Raw genomic sequence first — 17,467 nt, 5'->3', positions numbered from 1 at the left:
CTGTTTCGTCGGGGGTGCGGCGGCATTGTTTCGGGGTTTGGAAGGGCTGAAAGAAGTTGCCGGTAGGTACATCTTGACGGCCGCGGTGAACGGGCGGTTACTGTTTGTGATGTAGGCCGACAGGACGGCTACACGGCGAAACTGGGGACGCCGGGCAGTCCGTAGCTCGTTCCGGGATCGGCCGGATTCAATCCATCCACGAGTCGCGCCAGGCAGCGCACAGCAGTGCCGTGCTGTGCCGTGCTGTGTTGTCCGAGCTGTGTTGTCCGTGCTGTTCCGTGCACGCCTGGCCGGGGGTTCTGCCTGCGCACAACCGCGCGCGGCGGTACTGACGCGCGCCCAAAACCGCTACGAACGAACGGTGGTGTGTCCGCTATGACTCTGACCGATCCCGACACCGACGCCAACGCCACGTCCCAGCTGAGCCTCGGGACCGCGGCGGCCCGCAACCTGGCCACCACGACCAAGTCCGAGCCGCAGATGCAGGGCATCACCTCGCGGTGGCTGCTCAAGCTGCTGCCGTGGGTCGAGGCCAAGGGCGGCGCCTACCGGGTCAACCGCCGGCTGAGCTACGCGGTCGGGGACGGCCGGGTCACCTTCACCACCACTGGCTCCGAGGTTCGCGTGATCCCGCAAGAGCTCTGCGAGCTCGGCATGTTGCGCAGCTTCGACGACGTCGAGGTGCTGACCGCGCTCGCGGATCGCTTTGTCCAGCAGGAGTTTCAGCCCGGTGACGTGATCGTCGAGCGCGGCCACCCGGCCGACCAGATCTGCCTGATCGCCCACGGCAAGGTGAACAAGATCGGCGTGGGCAAGTACGGCGACGAGACCGTCCTGGAGACGCTGGTCGACGGCGACCACTTCACCTACCGCGCCATCCTGGAGTCCGACGACCTCTGGGAGTTCACGGTCAAGGCGATCACGCCGTGCACGCTACTGTCGTTGTCCCAGGCATCGTTCGAGGAGCTCGTCTCGCAGTCCGACAGCCTGCGCACCCACATCGAGCACTTCCGCGACAGCCCCGAGGCCGCCCAGGACGAGTTCGGCGAGGCAGCGATCGAGCTCGCCGCCGGCCACGCGGGCGAGTCCGACCTGCCCGGTACGTACGTCGACTACGAGACGACCCCGCGCGAGTACGAGCTGAGCGTCGCGCAGACCGTCCTCCGCGTGCATACCCGGGTCGCGGATCTCTACAACCACCCGATGGACCAGACCGAGCAGCAGTTGCGGCTCACCATCGAGGCCCTGCGCGAACGGCAGGAACACGAGATGGTCAACAACCGTGACTTCGGTCTGCTGCACAACGCGGATCTGAGCATGCGGATCCCGACCCGCAGCGGTCCGCCGACGCCTGGAGATCTCGACGAGCTGCTCAGTCTGGTCTGGAAGGAGCCGGCCTTCTTCCTCGCGCATCCGCGGTCGATCGCGGCATTCGGGCGTGAGTGTACGAAGGCCGGGATCTACCCCGACGCGATCGATGTCGGCGGACACCGGTTGCCGGCGTGGCGCGGCGTACCGATCTTCCCGTGCAACAAGCTCGGGATCAGCGACACCCGGACCAGCTCGATCCTGCTGATGCGCACCGGCGAGGACAACCAGGGTGTGATCGGCCTGCACCAGACCGGCCTGCCGGACGAGTACGAGCCCGGCCTGTCGGTGCGGTTTATGAACATCAGCGAGAAGGCGATCATCAACTATCTGGTCAGCGCCTACTACTCGGCGGCCGTTCTGGTTCCTGACGCGCTAGGTGTGCTCGAAGGCGTGGAGATCGGCCGCGAGGGCTGAGCTGTGCCGCAGCCCTACGAGCTGCCCGACTTCTATGTGCCGTACCCGGCCAGGATCAATCCCCACCTGGAGGGTGCCCGGGCGCACAGCAAGTCCTGGGCCTACGCGTTCGACATGATCGATGTACCTCAGGAAGGCCATCACGTCTGGGACGAGCACGACTTCGACTCCCACGACTACGCGTTGCTCTGCGCGTACACGCATCCGGACGCGACCGGACCGCAACTGGACCTGGTCACCGACTGGTACGTGTGGGTCTTCTACTTCGACGACCACTTCCTCGAGCTGTACAAGAAGACCCAGGACATCTCGGCCGCGAAGGCCTACCTCGACCGGCTCCCGCTGTTCATGCCGGCCGAAGGACCCTTCACTAGACAGCACAGCACCGAAACACCGGAGAATCCCGTCGAGCGCGGGTTGGTCGACCTGTGGAATCGGACCGTTCCGTCGATGTCCGCGGGCTGGCGGCAACGATTCCGGCAGACCACAGAGGCTCTACTCGCGGAGTCCCTGTGGGAGCTGTCGAACATCGCCACCGGGCGGATCGCCAACCCGATCGAGTACGTCGAGATGCGCCGCAAAGTCGGCGGAGCACCCTGGTCGGCCAACCTGGTCGAGTACGTGACCGCCGAGGTGCCGACAGAGATCGCCGGCACCCGGCCGATGCAGGTGCTCAGCGACACCTTCTCCGACGCCATCCATCTGCGTAACGACCTCTTCTCGTACCAGCGCGAGGTCGAGGTCGAAGGAGAGGTGAACAACGCGGTCCTGGTGATGGAGACGTTCTTCGACTGCCCGACCCAGCGGGCCGCGGATCTCGTCAACGACATCCTCACCTCGCGACTGCACCAGTTCGAGAACACGGCTGTGGTCGAGGTGCCGGCTCTTTTGCAGGAACACGGGATCGATCCGCTGGGCCAGCTTGACGTCCTCAACTACGTGAAAGGCCTACAGGACTGGCAATCCGGCGGTCATGAGTGGCACCTACGGTCCAGTCGCTACATGAACCAAGGCGGCAAAGCGGCGCTCGGCTCGGACGGACTGGGTACGTCGGCCCTCCGCATCTTCACGTCGATCGCTACGACCGCGCCGTACCGGACGCGCTCGCACGGTTTCGTCCCGCATCAGCCGGTTGGACCGACCAACCTTCCGGACATCTATATGCCGTACGCGGCGAGGCAGAGTCCACACCTCGCTGATGCCCGGTTCAACCTGGTGGAGTGGGGTGAGCGGACGGGCATCACCGACGGGACGATCTGGGACGCCCGGATGCTGGCGGCGTTCGACCTGCCGTTGTGCGCGGCCGGGATCTACCCGGACGCGACGCCCGAGCAGCTCGATCTCGCCAGCGGCTGGCTGGCGTGGGGCACGTACGCGGACGACTACTATCCGGTCGTCTTCGGACCACGGCGCGATCTGGCCGGGGCTCGCGCGACGACTGCACGACTGTCGTCGTTCCTGCCGATCGATCTGGTCATGCCCGCTCCGGCGACACCGTTGGAACGGTCCCTGGCCGATCTCTGGGTGCGCACGGCCGGTCCGATGACGGTCGCGCAGCGGGAGCAGTTCCGGCACGGGGTCGACACGATGACGGACAGCTGGCTCTGGGAGCTGTCGAACCAGGCGCAGAACCGGATCCCCGACCCGGTCGACTACGTGGAGATGCGCCGGCGGACCTTCGGCTCCGACCTCACCATGAGCCTGTGCCGGATCGGCCACAACGACCGGATCCCCGCCGGGCTCTACCGATCCCGGCCGATCCAGGCGATGGAGAACGCCGCGGCCGACTACGCCTGCCTGCTGAACGACCTCTTCTCCTACCACAAGGAGATCGAGTACGACGGCGACTTCCACAACGGTGTGCTGGTCGTCCAGAACTTCCTTGCCTGCGACAAGGATCAGGCGGTTGCCGTGGTCAACGAGCTGATGACCGTCAGGATGCAGCAGTTCGAGCACGTGGTCGCCGTCGATCTCCCCACGCTCTGCCATGACTTCGGTGTCGATGACGACATCCGGCACATGCTGCAGCGCTACGCGGAGGAGTTGCAGAACTGGATGTCCGGGATCCTCGTCTGGCACCAGGGTTGTCACCGCTACGAGGCGTCCGCCTTGCCGCATCGCCAACCCGCGCGACGGCGCGTGCTGAGTAGTCCTACCGGGCTCGGAACGTCCGCGTTTCGTCTGCACAGAAAGGCGACTGTGGCATGAACGATCAACTCAGCCTCAGCACCGCGGCGGCCAGGAAGCTCGCCACCACCACCAAGTCCGTCCCACAAATGCAAGGGATCACACCACGCTGGCTGCTGCGGATGCTGCCCTGGGTGGAGACGACCGGTGGCACGTATCGGGTGAACCGGCGGACCACGTTCGCACTGGGCGACGGCCGGCTCAGCTTCTCGGTCACCGGCTCGGACGTGCGGGTGATCCCGGCGGAGCTCACCGAGTTGCCGCCACTGCGCGACTTCGCCGATGCCGACGTCCTGGTCGCGCTGGCAGATCGGTTCCGGCGCGAGGACCTCGAGCCCGGGCAGGTGATCGCGGAGTTCGGCAGTCGCGTGGACGACGTCGTACTGATTGCTCATGGCAAGGTTGCCAAGTCCGGGATCGGTGCGTACGGCGCCGGGACGGACCTCGGCACGTTCGCGGATGGTGACTACCTCGGTGAGCAGCTGATGACCGAGCCACCGGAGAACCTCTGGGAGTACACGACCAAGGCACTCACGAGCTGCGTCGTCCTGAAGTTGAACCGCGCGGACTTCACCGAGCTGGTCGAGCGGTCGGAGTCGTTGCGTACGCATCTGGACGAGGTGCGCCAACGGCCGAAACCCGCGCAGAACAAGGCTGGTGAGGCGGCGATCGACGTCGCGTCGGGGCATGCCGGCGAGGACGCGCTACCTGGGACGTACGTCGATTACGACCCCGCCCCACGTGAGTACGAGCTGAGCGTCGCGCAGACGATTCTGCGGGTGCAGACGCGGGTCGCGGATCTCTACAGCGACCCGATGGACCAGACCGAGCAGCAGCTGCGGCTCACGATCGAGGCCTTGCGTGAGCGGCAGGAGTGGGAGCTGCTGAACAACCGCGACTTCGGGCTGCTGTACAACGCGGATTATCAGCAGTGCATCTACACCCGCACCGGCCCACCAACCCCGGACGACTTCGACGAGCTGCTCACCCGACGGCGCAAACCCAGGTTGCTGCTGGCACATCCGCGCGCGATCGCTGCCTTCGGTCGCGAATGTACGCGTCGGCGGATCTATCCGGAGACCGCGACCGTCGAGGGACGGACGGTCCAGGCGTGGCGCGGCGTACCGCTGCTGCCCTCGAACAAGATTCCGATCTCCGACACCAACACGACCTCGATCCTGGTGCTACGCACGGGCGCGGAGGACGAGGGGGTCGTCGGGCTGCGGCAGACCGGTCTGCCGGACGAGGTCGAGCCCGGCCTGAACGCCCGGTTCATGGGCATCAGCGCCAAGGCGGTCAGCTCCTACCTGGTCAGCACCTACTACTCGGTGGCGGTACTCGTTCCGGACGCGCTCGGTGTCCTGGAAAACGTCGAGCTCGGTGGATAGGAGCGATGCGATGTCCACGCTGCAGGAGACCAGTCAGGGTGACCGATCCGCGGCCGAGGTGCTCGCCTGGAGCCGGGCGCAGTTCGAGCCCGCGCTGCGCGACGCCGTCGGCTCGTTGCCGCCGGCAACGCGGCGGATCGCCGACTACCACTTCGGCTGGGCCGACGAGGACGGCCGGCCCGCACACGCCGACGGCGGCAAGGCGATCCGCCCGGCCCTGGTGCTGCTGACCGCCCAAGCCGTCGGCGGTACGGCGGAAGCCGCGCTACCGGCTGCGGTCGCGGTCGAGTTGGTGCACAACTTCTCGTTGCTGCACGACGATGTGATGGATTGCGATACCGCTCGCCGGCATCGCGCGACGGCCTGGACCGTGTACGGGCTCGGCCCGGCGATCCTGGCCGGGGATGCCTTGCTCGGCCTGGCCTTCGACGTACTGGTCGGCAGCGGTCATCCCGACCGTGGTGATGCGGCCCGGATGCTCGGCGCGGCCGTCCAGGAGTTGGTGGACGGGCAGTTGGCCGATGCGGACTTCGAGACGCGCGACGACGTCGTACCGGCCGAGTGTGTGCGGATGGCGCAGTTGAAGACGGGCGCACTGCTCGGTTGTTGTACGGCGCTCGGCGCGCTGTTCGGTGGGGGTAGGCCGGAGCAGATCGATCACCTGCGGTTGTACGGCGAGGATCTCGGGCTCGCGTACCAGTACGTCGATGACCTGCTCGGCATCTGGGGGACACCGTCGGTCACCGGCAAGCCGGTCTACTCCGATCTGCGCCGGCGGAAGAAGTCGCTGCCGGTCGTGGACGCGCTGGCGTCGAACACGCCGGCAGGCCGGAAGCTCGCGGCGATGTACCGGCGTTCGGAGGAGTTGTCCGACTCCGAACTCACGGATGCGGCGGTGCTGATCGAGAGCGCCGGCGGCCGGGAGACGTGCCAGGCGCAGGCGGACGCGCTGCTGGCATCAGCGCTGGGTGAACTGACGTCCGCCGGGGCGATCGCTCCCGCGGCAGCCGAGCTGGAGAGGTTGGCCCGGCTGGCCACACGCCGCGATCACTAGTGAGGGGGGAATTCCCATGTGTGAACCTGTGTCACGCACTATTTTGCTGGCGTCTCCGCGGTCGTTCTGTGCGGGCGTGGAGCGAGCCGTCGACATCGTCGAACGACTGCTCGCGGCCCGGTCCGGGCCGATCTATGTCCGTAAGCAGATTGTGCACAACACCCATGTCGTCGAGGACTTACGCGCTCGCGGTGCCGTCTTCGTCGACGAACTCGACCAGGTGCCGGCGGGCGCCACGGTCGTCCTCTCCGCGCACGGGGTTGCGCCGGCGGTCCGACGGGACGCCGGGCAGCGTGGATTGGAGGTCGTGGACGCCACCTGTCCGCTCGTCACCAAGGTGCACGTCGAAGCGCGTCGCTACGCCGCCCGCGGGCACACCGTCGTACTGATCGGGCATGCCGGTCACGAGGAAGTGGAGGGAACACTCGGCGAGGCACCGGACCAGACCGTGTTGGTGGAGACACTCGAGGACGTCGAGGCGTTGGAGGTCGACGATCCGTCCCGGGTCGCGTACTTGACTCAGACCACGCTGGCCGTGGACGAGACCACCGCGCTGATCGATGCCCTGCGCAACAAGTTTCCCGGCGCTCGGGGTCCGGACACGGCGGATATCTGTTATGCGACGACGAATCGGCAGGCGGCGTTGACCGCGATCGCCGAGGCGGCCGACCTGGTCATCGTGGTCGGGTCGGAGAACTCCTCGAACTCGCAGCGCCTGGTAGAGCTTGCCGAGCGCAACGGTACGACGGCGTACCTGGTCGACCGGGCTTCCGACGTACTGGTGGAGTGGTTGGACGGAGTCCGGGTGGTGGGGCTGACCGCCGGTGCGTCCGCTCCGCCGGTGCTGGTCGACGAGGTGATCGAGCGGATCGCTTCGCTCGGGCCGGTGGAGGTCGTCGAGCACGAGGTGACTCGGGAGACGGTTCGGTTCACCTTGCCGCCGGCGGTGAGGCAGTCATGAGCCTGATTCCCAGTGGGCTGTTGTGGGTCGGCGGCGTCATGATCGTGACGGCCGTGCTCGCGGTGATCCTGCGCAGGTGGCGACAACGCGAGGGCCGCGAGGCGAACAACGAGGTCGCCGGTCAGGTCTTCACGATCGTGGGTGGGGTCAACGTCGTGATCGCGGCGTTCGTGCTGATCTCGTTGTTCGACGGCATGGATACGGCCGGCAAAACGACGTACGACGAGGCGAATGCGCTGGTCGCGGTGCAGTGGGCCGGGGAGTCGCTCGCGCCGGCGGACCGGGCCAGGATCCAGTCGCTGACGCGGTCGTACGCAACCGAGGTGTCCGAGCAGGAGTGGCCGGACATGCGGGCCGGGCGCGACGTGAGCGGCGAGGGGTGGACGCTGCTCGCGAGCCTGCAGAAGACGGTCGAGCAGGCGAAGACGACCAGCGAGCGGCAGGAGGATCGCCGGGTCGAAGCGGCGAACCAAGTCTGGAACGTGTACCAGGCGCGGCAGGTCCGGCTGACGTCCAGCGGCAGCGGCGTGAGCGGGGTGGTGTGGTTCGCGATCTTGATCGGCAGCGTGATGTCGGTGGCGTTGATGTTCATGTTCGGTGGGCCGGGGCTGTACTCGTACGCGTTCATCGTGTCGATGCTGGCCGGGGCGATCGCGCTGCTCTTGTTCGCGATCTACCAACTGCAGAACCCGTTCAGCGGTGGTGCCAACGTCGGCCCCGACGCGTTCTTGTCCGCTCTGTCCCGCCTGACCGATGGTGGCTGACCCACGACCAGCCCACACCGCCGCTCTGTCCCGGGGCGGCGGTGTGCGGCGGATGCTGGCGGGAGTGGCGGCGGTCGCGCTGTGCGGTACGGCGGTCTTGGCGGGCGTCGTACTCGCGGAACCGGCGACGGCAGCGGTGGAGTGCTCGTTCCTCGACTTCCGGTCGGCCGGCTTTCACTCGCTGTCGCGGCTCGTCCGGGTCGACCTGCCATCGGGTACGACGACGGACCTCGGGCGACTCGACTACCAGATCCGAGCGGCCGGGTATGCGAAGTCTCAGGACCTCGTCTACGGCATCGCGACCCACGACAGTCACGGCTGGTTGCTGCGTCGGCCGGTGCTCGTCACCGTCTCGCGGACGGGGAAGGTGACGTCCTTGGATGAGGTTCGGCACGGAGTCGGCGGGATCGCCGATCCGTCGGCGGGCGCGGTGGTGGGGTCGCGGCTGTATGTGCGCGACGGGCATCGGCTGTACACGATCGACACCGACCCGCGGAGTTCGTCGTACCGGAAGGTGCTGCGCGACGTGCAACTGGCCCCGATCTGGTGGGGGACGTCGGTGGATGACTTCGGGGCGGATCCGGTGTCGGGGGTGCTGTACGGGGTGGCGACGTACGGGCATGTGGCCAAGGTGGTCAGCCTGTCGCCGGTGACCGGGGAGCTGCAAGTGGTGGCGGCGGTGCCCGGGATCCCTTGGCAGGACGCGTACAGCTCCGTCGTGGTGGGGTCGTCGGGGCTGTACGCCGTCCATACCGGACATGGACGGACGAGCCGGCTGTACCGGATCGGGTTCGACGGGACGTCGACCGAGCTCGCGTCCTGGCAGCCCGTGGCGGACAGCGATGCGGCTGGGTGTCTCCGGCAGGCTCCTGCTCCCCCGCCGCCTCCCACACCTACTCCGACGCCTACACCTACTCCCACACCTCCGCCTCGGCCTCCGACCCCGCGGCCTCCTACGCCTAAGCCTTCTTTGCCTTCTCCTTCGCCTTCTGTGCGTACGCCGACGCCGCAACCTCCGCACACACCTACTCCGACTCCCACGCCCACGCCGACTGCGGCCGTGGCGCCTCGGCCGTCTGATCAGCCGCCTCGTCCAGAGCCGACGCCGTCCCCCACGCCACCAACTACGCCGCCCCCGGTTCGGCCGAGTGCTCCGGTCGACTTCACGCCGGCGCCGAAGGTGGCCGACGTCCCCAAGACCGAGGACCGGACGGTGCAGGTGTTGCGCCGCTGGTCTCTCGCGACGCTGTTGCTGGTGTTGACCAGCGGTGCCGCGACGGCCGCCCAACGCCGGATGCGTCGTGGGTAGCCCATGATCAAAGGAGGGGTCACCGGAACGCTCATCGGACGAGATCGCGAGCTCGCTCAGCTCACCAAGGCGCTCAGCACTGCGCCCGCCGTCACGCTGGTCATCGGTGAGGCCGGCATCGGCAAGACGCGTCTGGTGGAGGAGGCGGCTGCTCATCACCCTGCGCGGTGGCTAACCGCGCGTTGCCATCCACACGACTCCGGTCAGCTCATCGCCGTCCTCGATGAGCTGGCGGACGTCGGAGCCGCCGGTTGCGTCGTACTCCTTGTCGAAGACCTTCAGTGGGCGACCGCGGAAACCCTTCAGTTGTTGGCTTCTCTGATCGCGCGCCTACCGGCCCAGACGCACGTTGTCCTCACGAGCCGCCCGGAGGCCGGCGACCTGACCGCACTCACGCCGACGACCCCTGTCACCGAGATCCGCGTCGATCCGCTGACCGCCAGCGCCGTCCACGACCTCGCCGCCCACCTCCTGGGGCAAGACACTCTCCCGCCTACTCTCACCGCGGCATTGACGCACCACACTGCCGGCTTCCCCTCCGCACTCATCACCTTCCTCCAAGATGTTCAATTCACAGGAGATGGGTCGCAGGTGGAGGCGGCGGTTCGGCGTTCGTTGGTGGAGACGCCTGCTCCGGTTGGAGTACGGGCTTCGATGGCGATTCGGCTGCAGGAGGTCTCGGAGGCGTGTCGTGACGTTGTCTCCGCGGCGGCGATCATGACGACGCCTGTGCCCGAACGCCTGCTCGGCGCAGTGTCCGGAGTCAGTGGACCGTCGCTCACCACGGCCATCGACTGCGCACTCGCCCGCGGCCTACTCCACGAACCACGCCCCGGCCTGTACGACCACCGTCACACCCTCGCCCGCCGATCGGCGCTTGCCCTGATCCCGCCGGACACCCTCCGACGGTTGCACCGTCAGGCCGCCACCGCGTTGGCGACGCTCGAACCCGCACCCCACACGCGGATCGCCAACCACGCCCGCCATGGCGGTCTCCTCACCACCTGGCTGACACACGCAGAACAAGCCGCCGACCACCTAGTTGCCACCGGCAACCTGCCCCTCGCCGCCGACCACCTGGTCATCATGCTCACCATGGAAGCCCTCCCCTGGACCGACCAGGCTCGACTGGCCACCAAACTCGCCCACCTCTCCCTCAAGCTCCCCCTCCCCAACACCATCCCGACCTTGACGTCGCTCCTGTCCAGTTCCCCCACCAGCCCGCCACAGCCCCATGTCGCCACCGGGAACACCGCGTCGAGCCCGCATTCCGTTCCCTCGGCGAGTACCAGTTCGGTTCGAGGGCGGTTGCGGGTCGGGTTGGGGTTTCTCTTGCATCAGGCCGGCGAGGTGCGGGCGGGACGGCAGCAGTTGCTGACTGCCTTGGAGGAGCTGCGTGACGACCCCGCGACCTCTGCGCGGGTCATGTCTCACCTGGCCCTGCCGACGTTCGGGCCCGAGTCGTTGACTTCGCACCGGACGTGGATGCAGCGGGCGCTGTCACTCGACCCACAGCTCGGCAATCACACGCTCTTCCGCCTGGCCGTCGGTGAGCCGACGAAGGTGGATACCGCGAATCCCGAGGTGCAGAGCGCGCTGGCCTGGCTGGGCCGGACGGCCGCGTTCCTCGAGCGGAGTGAGGATCCGGTGAGCATGGCGGCCCGCTTGCGGTTGGCGTTCGCGCGAGGTGATTGGGCGGTCCTCGGCGAGCGGCTGACCCGCGCGCGGGAGGCGTCCGCGCACCTGCCGTTCGTCCTGGCCGAGCTCGACCTGATCGAGGGCCGGCTGGCGCTCGCCCGAGGAAATCTTCCGGCGGGCAGCGCGCGACTGCGGAACCTGACCGAGCGAACCGAACTCGGTCCGTTCCCCGTCCTGGTCGCCGCGCTCGCCGCATGTCCTGGCGCAAACCTCCGCCGCGGGCTGGACGTCGTGCGACGAAAAGCCGGGTGGGCGTCCGCCGGTGATCTGATCATTGGATTGTCGGCGACCGCGCCCCGAGACGATGCCCGCCGGATCGCCGCCGAGTACGCCGAGGTCGTCCGGGGCCTCGACTCCCCCGCGGCGTCGGCTGCCGCCGCACTCGCGCAGGCGATCGCCATCAACAACGTCGACCTGTTCGAGCAGGCGACCGCGCAATATCAGTCCTTAGGCTGGCGCTACTACGAGTGCGTCGTACGAGAGCACCACGGCCGCATGCTCCTGGCCGACGACGACCCCGAGCCGCTAGGCGACGCCGTACTCGCGTACGAAGCACTAGGTGCCCGCGGAGACGCCCAACGCTGCCGAGACCTCCTCCGCGCCGCCGGCTACCCAGCCCGCCGCAAACGCGGCCGCCGCGGCTACGGCAACACCCTCTCTCCCCGGGAACTGCAGGTAGCCCAACTAGCCGCCCAAGGCCGCACCAACAAGCAGATCGCCGCAGACCTGTCCCTCTCCGTCAGCACCATCGAAGACCACATCACCAGCACCCTCCGCAAACTCAACGCCCCCACCCGCCAATCCCTCGGTCCCCTCCTCTGAACAAACTGTCGCGACCACAGCGATGAGTTCGGGGTGCGACGCCGGTCTGTACAGGTGACAGCAATCTCCTGGAGGACCCTGTGCGATCGACGAACGAACAACGATGGGTTTTGGGGCTGGCCTCGGTGGGCTCAGCCATAGTGGCGTTGGACATGCTGGTGATGGCGGTCGCGCTGACCACGATCCGGGCCGATCTCGGTGCCTCGCCCGAGCAGCTCGAGTGGACGGTGAACGCGTACGCGCTGAGTTTCGCGATGCTGCTGATCACGGCCGCCGCGGTCGGCGACCGCTGGGGACGACGCCGTATGTATGCCATCGGTCTGGCGCTCTTCACCGCGGCCTCCGTGGCCTGCGCGCTAGCCACCTCGCTGCCCTGGCTGATCGCGGCCCGGGCCGTCCAGGGCGTCGGCGCCGCGATGGTGATGCCGCTCGCGATGGGACTGCTCGGCGCGGCGTTCCCACCTGAACGGCGAGGCCAGGCGATCGGCATCTTCAGCGGAGTGACCGGTATCGCCGTACTGGGTGGACCGGTGATCGGCGGTGCCGTGACGGAAGGGCTCGCCTGGCAGTGGATCTTCTGGATCAACGTCCCGATCGGCCTCCTCGCGATCGCGTTCGTCCTGTGGAAGATCCCCGAGAGCACCGGCCCGTCCCGTCGACTGGACCTCATCGGCACCATCCTGGTCAGCCTGGCCGTGCTCGGTCTGGTCTGGGGAGTCGTCCGCGGTGAGACCGCCGGTTGGTCCAGCGCCGAGGTGCTCGGATCGTTCGCGGCCGGAGTCGTCCTGCTCGCCGCCTTCGCGGCCTGGGAGGGGCGAACGCCGGACCCGATGGTGCCGCTGGCCTTCTACCGCAACCGGACGTTCACCGCGGCGAACCTGTCCGGGTTCTTCCTCAGCGCCGCGCTCTTCAGCGCGGTGTTCTTCCTGTCCCAGTACATGCAGGCAGGGCTCGGCTCGGGGCCGTTCATGGCCGGCCTCCAGTTGCTTCCGTGGACGGCCACGCTCTTCGTCATCGGTCCGGTGGCGGGTGGTCTCGTCGACCGCTTCGGCGAACGGCCGCTGGTCGTGATCGGACTGGGATTGCAGACCATCGGCATGGTCTGGATCAGCCAGATCATCGACGGCACCAGCCGGTACGGCGAATTCGTGCTGCCGCTCGTGATCAGCGGCTGCGGCATCTCGCTGGCCATGCCGGCCGCCCAGAGCGCGGGGATGGCGGCGCTACCGCGCGAAGCGGTCGGGATCGCCTCCGGCATCTACAGCATGACCCGCCAACTCGGTGGCGCCGCCGGAGTCGCCGTACTCGGATCCGTCTTCGTCTCCGCGGGTGGGTACGCCGGCCACGGATTCACCCGGGCGATGGCCGATTGCGGCGTACTGTCGTTGCTCGGAGCGCTGGCGGGCATCGGCATCACCGCACGACGCCGTACCGGCCCTCCGGTGGCGATCAAGGTGGCAGAGGGAGTCGGATGAACCTCGAGGACGAGTTCGTGTTGCATCGGGGTGGGCTGGTTGCACACTGCTACCGGATGCTGGGGTCGTTGCACGATGCCGAGGATGCGGTGCAGGAGACGTATTTGCGGGCGTGGCGCGGGCATGCGGAGTTCGAGCATCGGTCGACGGTCCGGACCTGGCTCTATCGGATCGCGACCAACGTGTGTCTGAACCTCCTGCAGCACAGCAGCCGCCGCGTCGTACCGTCCGCGCTAGGTGCCCCGGGCAACGATCCGGACGACTTGCTTCCCAGCGCACTCGAGATGCCATGGCTGGAGCCGTTCCCGGATCAGCTGCTCGGCGCGGACCCGGCCACGGTGGTGGGAGACCGACAGAGCCTGCGGCTCGCGATGGTGGCCGCAATGCAGCACCTTCCGCCGCGGCAGCGCGCCGTACTGATCCTGCGCGAGGTGCTCGCCTGGCCGGCCGCTGACGTTGCTGCACTGCTCGAGACCACGACGGCCGCGGTCAACAGCTCGTTGCAGCGGGCCCGCGCCGAGCTGGCCCGGCTTCATCCGGTCGAAGACGACATCAGCGAGCCGGACGAGCCGAAGCAGCGGGCGATCCTCGATCAGTTCACGGTGGCCATCGAGACCAAGGATCTGGTCACGCTCGAGGGTCTGTTCACCGCGGACGCCCGGTGGGAGATGCCGCCGATCCCGACCTGGTTCAGCGGGCGCCGCGACGTACTGCGGTTGCTCGATGCGAAATTCCTGGCGGGTCCGGACCGCCGGATCCTCGTGGAAACGTCGGCGAACGGGCAACCGGCGTTCGCCCTCTACATCCGCGGCGACGACAAGCTCTACCACGCACACTCCATCAAGGTCCTGACCCTGACCAACGCCGGAATCACCGCGGTGATGGGCTTCCACCGGCCCGCGCTGTTCCCGGCGTTCGGCCTTCCCCTGATCCAATCTCGTTGATACGGAGACCCTTATGTCACGCGCAACCACCCTCCGGGACCTCCATGTTCCCGGCACACCGCTCGTCCTCCCCAACGCCTGGGACGCGGCCTCGGCCCGCCTGGTCGAACAGGCCGGCTTCCCCGCGGTCGCGACCAGCAGCTTCGCGACCGCGACCGTCCTCGGCTACGACGACGGCGAACAAGCGCCCGTGACCGACGTACTCGCCTCGGCAGCGTTGATCGCGCGGGCCGTCTCCGTACCGGTGACGGTCGACTTCGAACGCGGCTTCCGGCTCCCGCCCGCCGAGCTCGCCGAACGCTTCCTCGCGACCGGCGCCGTCGGCCTCAACCTCGAGGACTCCGACCCCGCGACCAAGGAGCTGATCGACCCGGCCGAGCAGGCCGACTTCCTCGCCGCCGTCCGGGCCGCGGCCGGCCCGGACCTGGTGATCAACGCCCGCATCGACGTCTTCATCCGCAGCGTGGGCTCACCCGACGAACAGCTCCAGACGGCGCTCGACCGCGCCGCCCACTACCTCGCCGCCGGCGCCGACTGTGTCTACCCGATCGGCACCGGCGACCTCGACGTGATCGGCACCTTGGCGAAGGAGATCGCCGGCCCGATCAACGTCGGCTACGGCCAAGGCGCCAACTCGCTCGCCGACTACACCGCGCGCGGCGTGGCTCGGATCAGCTTCGGCCCGATGTTCCAGCGCCACCTGTACTCGAAGTTCGCCGACACCCTCCTGCCCGCCTTGGCCACCGACCAGAACCCCTTCGCCCTCTGAGCGCTACTGCATCAAGTCGGGGACCTCGTGCGCCAGGATGCGGCCGCGGTCCTCGGCTTGTTTCGTACGGGCGCTCGCTGTCGCCTGCACGGGGTCCGCGGGCCGGCGGTGGTGCCACTCCGTGACGGCCTGGTAGGCGGCCGCGACGGCAAGCAGCCGGTCCTCGCCGAACGGCTTGCCGCCGAGGATCGTGCCGATCGGAACACCCTTCGCGTTGAAGCCGATCGGCAGCGCCAGCTCCGGCAGACCGAGCGCATCGAACGGTGTCGGCGAGACCTGGACGACAACATCGCACTGCTCGAACAGGTCGTCGAGGACGCGCTCCAGCAGCAACACCTTGGCCCGTTGACCGATGAGAAACTCATTGGCCCCGAGCATCGCACCCTGCAGCCAGCCGATCACCGAGACGCCGAAGCCGCGAAGATCCGACCGCAGCATCGGCAGGAACGGTTCGCTGCGCTCCGGCAGCCGCACGTTGTTGAAGGCTGCGTTCGTGAGCAGATCCCACTCCTCCGGCATGGTCACGTTGACCACTGACAGACCGTCGATGCCCGCGAGCACGTCGAGCGCCTTGATGCGGGCCGCCGCGGCCTCCGACGTACCGCTGGTGTAGCCGGGAATGACACCGATCCTCGTCCGCCAGCGGGCTCGGACCTGTCGCCCTCGATATACCGGAGTCGCTGCGGTGACCAGGTCGGGAACGGGCGGAAGCCCTTGTGTTCTTGGGTCTTCCGGGTCTTCGCCGGCCATCGTGGACAGCATGATCGCCGCGTCCATCGCATCCCGCGCCAGTGTGCCGGGGTGATCGCGCGTGTAGCTCAACGGCACGATCCCGTGCAGCGAGACCCGACCCATCGTCGGCTTCAAGCCGGTCAGGTTCTGCGCGTTGGACGGCGCCGTGATCGAGCCTCCGGTCTGCGTGCCGACGCTCGACACGGCCAGCCGGGCGGCCACCGCGGTCGCGGACCCGGACGACGAACCGCCGGGATCGGTAGTGGGATCGCCCGGCGTCCACGCGTTCACGGTGGTGATCCTGCCGTCGGGCGTGGTCGCGCGGGTGGTTGCCAACGGCCCCATCTGGGTCTTGCCCACGACGATCCCACCGGCCGCGGTCAGGCGTCGTACGGCGGTGGCATCGAAGGGTGGCACGAAGTCCTTGAAGAGATAGGAGTTCGCGGTGGTGGTCACGCCGCGGGTGTAGTAGTTGTCCTTGATCGCCAGCGGAATGCCGTGCAGCGCACCGCCGCGGGTCCGGCCGAGCGCTCGGGCCCGAGCCAGCGCCTCGTCCGCGAGGACCAGGTTGAACGCCTGGTACGTCGCGTCGTACGCCGAAATCCTGGCCAGATGGGCTTCGAGCAACTGCTCGGGCTTGAGCCGGCCCTTCCGGATCAGGGTGGCGGCCTCGGCGATGGTCAGTTCGCTGACATCGGTCGTCCGCGCCGGCACGTCGAGCAGCGGCGCAGCACTCGTCGCAGGCGTTGCATGGGCGACCGATGGCAGCGCGACCGACCCGACGGCGGTGGCCGCCGCGAGGGCGCTCGCGCGGTACAGGAAGGACCGGCGGTCGACCTGGGTGTCCTGCGGCTTCGGGCCGTTCTCCAGCTCGGTCATCACGCCTCCCGGGTGACGTCGATCGACGGGAACAGCGTCGGTGCGGCCACCTGCTGAGCGAGTGCGTTGTCCGGCCCGAACGAGTAGGAGCCCAGCGGCACCACCGTCGTCCGGACGAAGTCACGCAGACTCGCGAGCACCGAGTCGCGACCCGGGCTTCCGGTGGCCGGATCCGGTGCACTCCCGGCGGGCAACTGGTCGAGATCGATACCGATCGAGGCGAGACGCGCGCGGATAAAGACGTTCAACTCCGCGTCTGTCGGCTGACTGGGGCTCACAGCACCCTCCCGGTCGTGGCGGCAACCTGTCAGCCCTTTATGTCATCCGCGATCGCTCCGAACGTTTCGCGCATGTCAACACAAAGTTGCGTGCCGCGGCAGCGACACGCAGGAGAGGGTTGTGTGGGATCTGTGTGATCGGGTACCACAGTTTGCGTTAGGTAGTTCAGGCAACCATCGACGGAACGGGGAAAGACGATGGGTATGTTCGACAACCTGAAGGACAAGGCGACCGACGCGGTCGACGAGCACGGCGACAAGGTCAGCGAGGGCCTCGACAAGGCCGGTGAGTTCGCGAACGAGAAGACTGGTGGCGAGCACGGCGACCAGATCGACAAGGGCACCGACTTCGCGAAGGACCGCCTGGACGGCCTCGACGGCCAGGACGACGACATCGAATAGCCACCCCTGGAGGGACGCCC

Annotated in this window: 14 protein-coding genes; 12 read left to right on the top strand and 2 right to left on the bottom strand. The window is 67.8% G+C overall.

The features are described 5' to 3' along the window. Nucleotides 1-375 precede the first annotated feature (375 nt). The 11 genes from ACWF4Z_RS05345 (at nt 376) to ACWF4Z_RS05295 (ending at nt 15,156) form a co-directional block, all read left to right on the top strand. Nucleotides 376-1,785, top strand: a complete 1,410-nt coding sequence (locus ACWF4Z_RS05345) for a family 2B encapsulin nanocompartment shell protein (RefSeq protein WP_452241693.1) — start codon at nt 376-378, stop codon at nt 1,783-1,785. Nucleotides 1,786-1,788: 3 nt separating this feature from the next. Continuing rightward, nucleotides 1,789-3,993, top strand: a complete 2,205-nt coding sequence (locus ACWF4Z_RS05340; protein WP_452241692.1) for a terpene synthase family protein — start codon at nt 1,789-1,791, stop codon at nt 3,991-3,993. After that, nucleotides 3,990-5,360 carry a family 2B encapsulin nanocompartment shell protein gene (locus tag ACWF4Z_RS05335; RefSeq protein ID WP_452241691.1) on the top strand — a complete coding sequence of 457 codons (1,371 nt, stop codon included), beginning with the start codon at nt 3,990-3,992 and terminating at the stop codon, nt 5,358-5,360. The genes ACWF4Z_RS05340 and ACWF4Z_RS05335 overlap by 4 nt, the downstream gene beginning before the upstream one ends. A 10-nt stretch (nt 5,361-5,370) precedes the next feature. After that, nucleotides 5,371-6,414: a family 2 encapsulin nanocompartment cargo protein polyprenyl transferase gene (locus tag ACWF4Z_RS05330; protein ID WP_452241690.1), complete on the top strand. Its 1,044-nt coding sequence runs from the start codon at nt 5,371-5,373 to the stop codon at nt 6,412-6,414. Nucleotides 6,415-6,430: 16 nt separating this feature from the next. Further along, nucleotides 6,431-7,375 (top strand): 4-hydroxy-3-methylbut-2-enyl diphosphate reductase, encoded by a 945-nt coding sequence (gene ispH / locus ACWF4Z_RS05325; RefSeq protein ID WP_452241689.1) that lies wholly within the window; start codon nt 6,431-6,433, stop codon nt 7,373-7,375. Further along, entirely contained in the window at nt 7,372-8,139 is a 768-nt protein-coding gene (locus ACWF4Z_RS05320; protein WP_452241688.1) for a bestrophin-like domain, read from the top strand. Before ispH ends, ACWF4Z_RS05320 begins: the two co-directional genes overlap by 4 nt. Before the next feature lie 52 nt (nt 8,140-8,191). After that, nucleotides 8,192-9,448, top strand: a complete 1,257-nt coding sequence (locus ACWF4Z_RS05315; protein ID WP_452241687.1) for a DUF6923 family protein — start codon at nt 8,192-8,194, stop codon at nt 9,446-9,448. A 3-nt stretch (nt 9,449-9,451) separates the two neighbouring features. Beyond that, nucleotides 9,452-11,968, top strand: a complete 2,517-nt coding sequence (locus ACWF4Z_RS05310) for a helix-turn-helix transcriptional regulator (RefSeq protein ID WP_452241686.1) — start codon at nt 9,452-9,454, stop codon at nt 11,966-11,968. Between the two features lie 80 nt (nt 11,969-12,048). Further along, nucleotides 12,049-13,443: a DHA2 family efflux MFS transporter permease subunit gene (locus tag ACWF4Z_RS05305; RefSeq protein ID WP_452241685.1), complete on the top strand. Its 1,395-nt coding sequence runs from the start codon at nt 12,049-12,051 to the stop codon at nt 13,441-13,443. Then, nucleotides 13,440-14,387: a sigma-70 family RNA polymerase sigma factor gene (locus ACWF4Z_RS05300; RefSeq protein WP_452241684.1), complete on the top strand. Its 948-nt coding sequence runs from the start codon at nt 13,440-13,442 to the stop codon at nt 14,385-14,387. The genes ACWF4Z_RS05305 and ACWF4Z_RS05300 overlap by 4 nt, the downstream gene beginning before the upstream one ends. A 13-nt stretch (nt 14,388-14,400) precedes the next feature. Further along, on the top strand, nt 14,401-15,156 hold the full coding sequence (locus tag ACWF4Z_RS05295) for an isocitrate lyase/PEP mutase family protein (protein ID WP_452241683.1): 756 nt from the start codon (nt 14,401-14,403) through the stop codon (nt 15,154-15,156). Between the two features lie 3 nt (nt 15,157-15,159). On the opposite strand, the gene ACWF4Z_RS05290 is transcribed toward ACWF4Z_RS05295, so the two are convergent. Both ACWF4Z_RS05290 and ACWF4Z_RS05285 read right to left on the bottom strand, forming a co-directional pair. After that, nucleotides 15,160-16,767, bottom strand: a complete 1,608-nt coding sequence (locus tag ACWF4Z_RS05290) for an amidase (RefSeq protein WP_452241682.1) — start codon at nt 16,765-16,767, stop codon at nt 15,160-15,162. Further along, complete coding sequence (locus ACWF4Z_RS05285; RefSeq protein ID WP_452241681.1) at nt 16,767-17,045, bottom strand: hypothetical protein; 279 nt, start codon at nt 17,043-17,045, stop codon at nt 16,767-16,769. The genes ACWF4Z_RS05290 and ACWF4Z_RS05285 overlap by 1 nt, the downstream gene beginning before the upstream one ends. Before the next feature lie 198 nt (nt 17,046-17,243). Here ACWF4Z_RS05285 and ACWF4Z_RS05280 point away from each other — a divergent pair, with 198 nt between their 5' ends. Then, a complete protein-coding gene (locus ACWF4Z_RS05280; protein WP_452241680.1) occupies nt 17,244-17,447 on the top strand; it encodes an antitoxin in 204 nt (67 codons plus the stop codon). The last annotated feature ends 20 nt before the right edge of the window (nt 17,448-17,467 follow it).

The organism is Kribbella sp. NPDC055071 (genome assembly GCF_053608045.1).
The sequence above is the reverse complement of the archived record's forward strand: the minus strand, read 5'-3'. Positions and strand labels throughout refer to the sequence as shown.

What these genes read in the sequence shown, in the direction of transcription:
- ACWF4Z_RS05345 (WP_452241693.1), top strand. Translation starts at nt 376, where the DNA reads ATGACTCTGACCGATCCCGACACCGACGCCAACGCCACGTCCCAGCTG.
- ACWF4Z_RS05335 (WP_452241691.1), top strand. Translation starts at nt 3,990, where the DNA reads ATGAACGATCAACTCAGCCTCAGCACCGCGGCGGCCAGGAAGCTCGCC.
- ACWF4Z_RS05330 (WP_452241690.1), top strand. Translation starts at nt 5,371, where the DNA reads ATGTCCACGCTGCAGGAGACCAGTCAGGGTGACCGATCCGCGGCCGAG.
- ispH (WP_452241689.1), top strand. Translation starts at nt 6,431, where the DNA reads ATGTGTGAACCTGTGTCACGCACTATTTTGCTGGCGTCTCCGCGGTCG.
- ACWF4Z_RS05320 (WP_452241688.1), top strand. Translation starts at nt 7,372, where the DNA reads ATGAGCCTGATTCCCAGTGGGCTGTTGTGGGTCGGCGGCGTCATGATC.
- ACWF4Z_RS05315 (WP_452241687.1), top strand. Translation starts at nt 8,192, where the DNA reads ATGCTGGCGGGAGTGGCGGCGGTCGCGCTGTGCGGTACGGCGGTCTTG.
- ACWF4Z_RS05310 (WP_452241686.1), top strand. Translation starts at nt 9,452, where the DNA reads ATGATCAAAGGAGGGGTCACCGGAACGCTCATCGGACGAGATCGCGAG.
- ACWF4Z_RS05300 (WP_452241684.1), top strand. Translation starts at nt 13,440, where the DNA reads ATGAACCTCGAGGACGAGTTCGTGTTGCATCGGGGTGGGCTGGTTGCA.
- ACWF4Z_RS05295 (WP_452241683.1), top strand. Translation starts at nt 14,401, where the DNA reads ATGTCACGCGCAACCACCCTCCGGGACCTCCATGTTCCCGGCACACCG.
- ACWF4Z_RS05290 (WP_452241682.1), bottom strand. Translation starts at nt 16,767, where the DNA reads ATGACCGAGCTGGAGAACGGCCCGAAGCCGCAGGACACCCAGGTCGAC.
- ACWF4Z_RS05280 (WP_452241680.1), top strand. Translation starts at nt 17,244, where the DNA reads ATGGGTATGTTCGACAACCTGAAGGACAAGGCGACCGACGCGGTCGAC.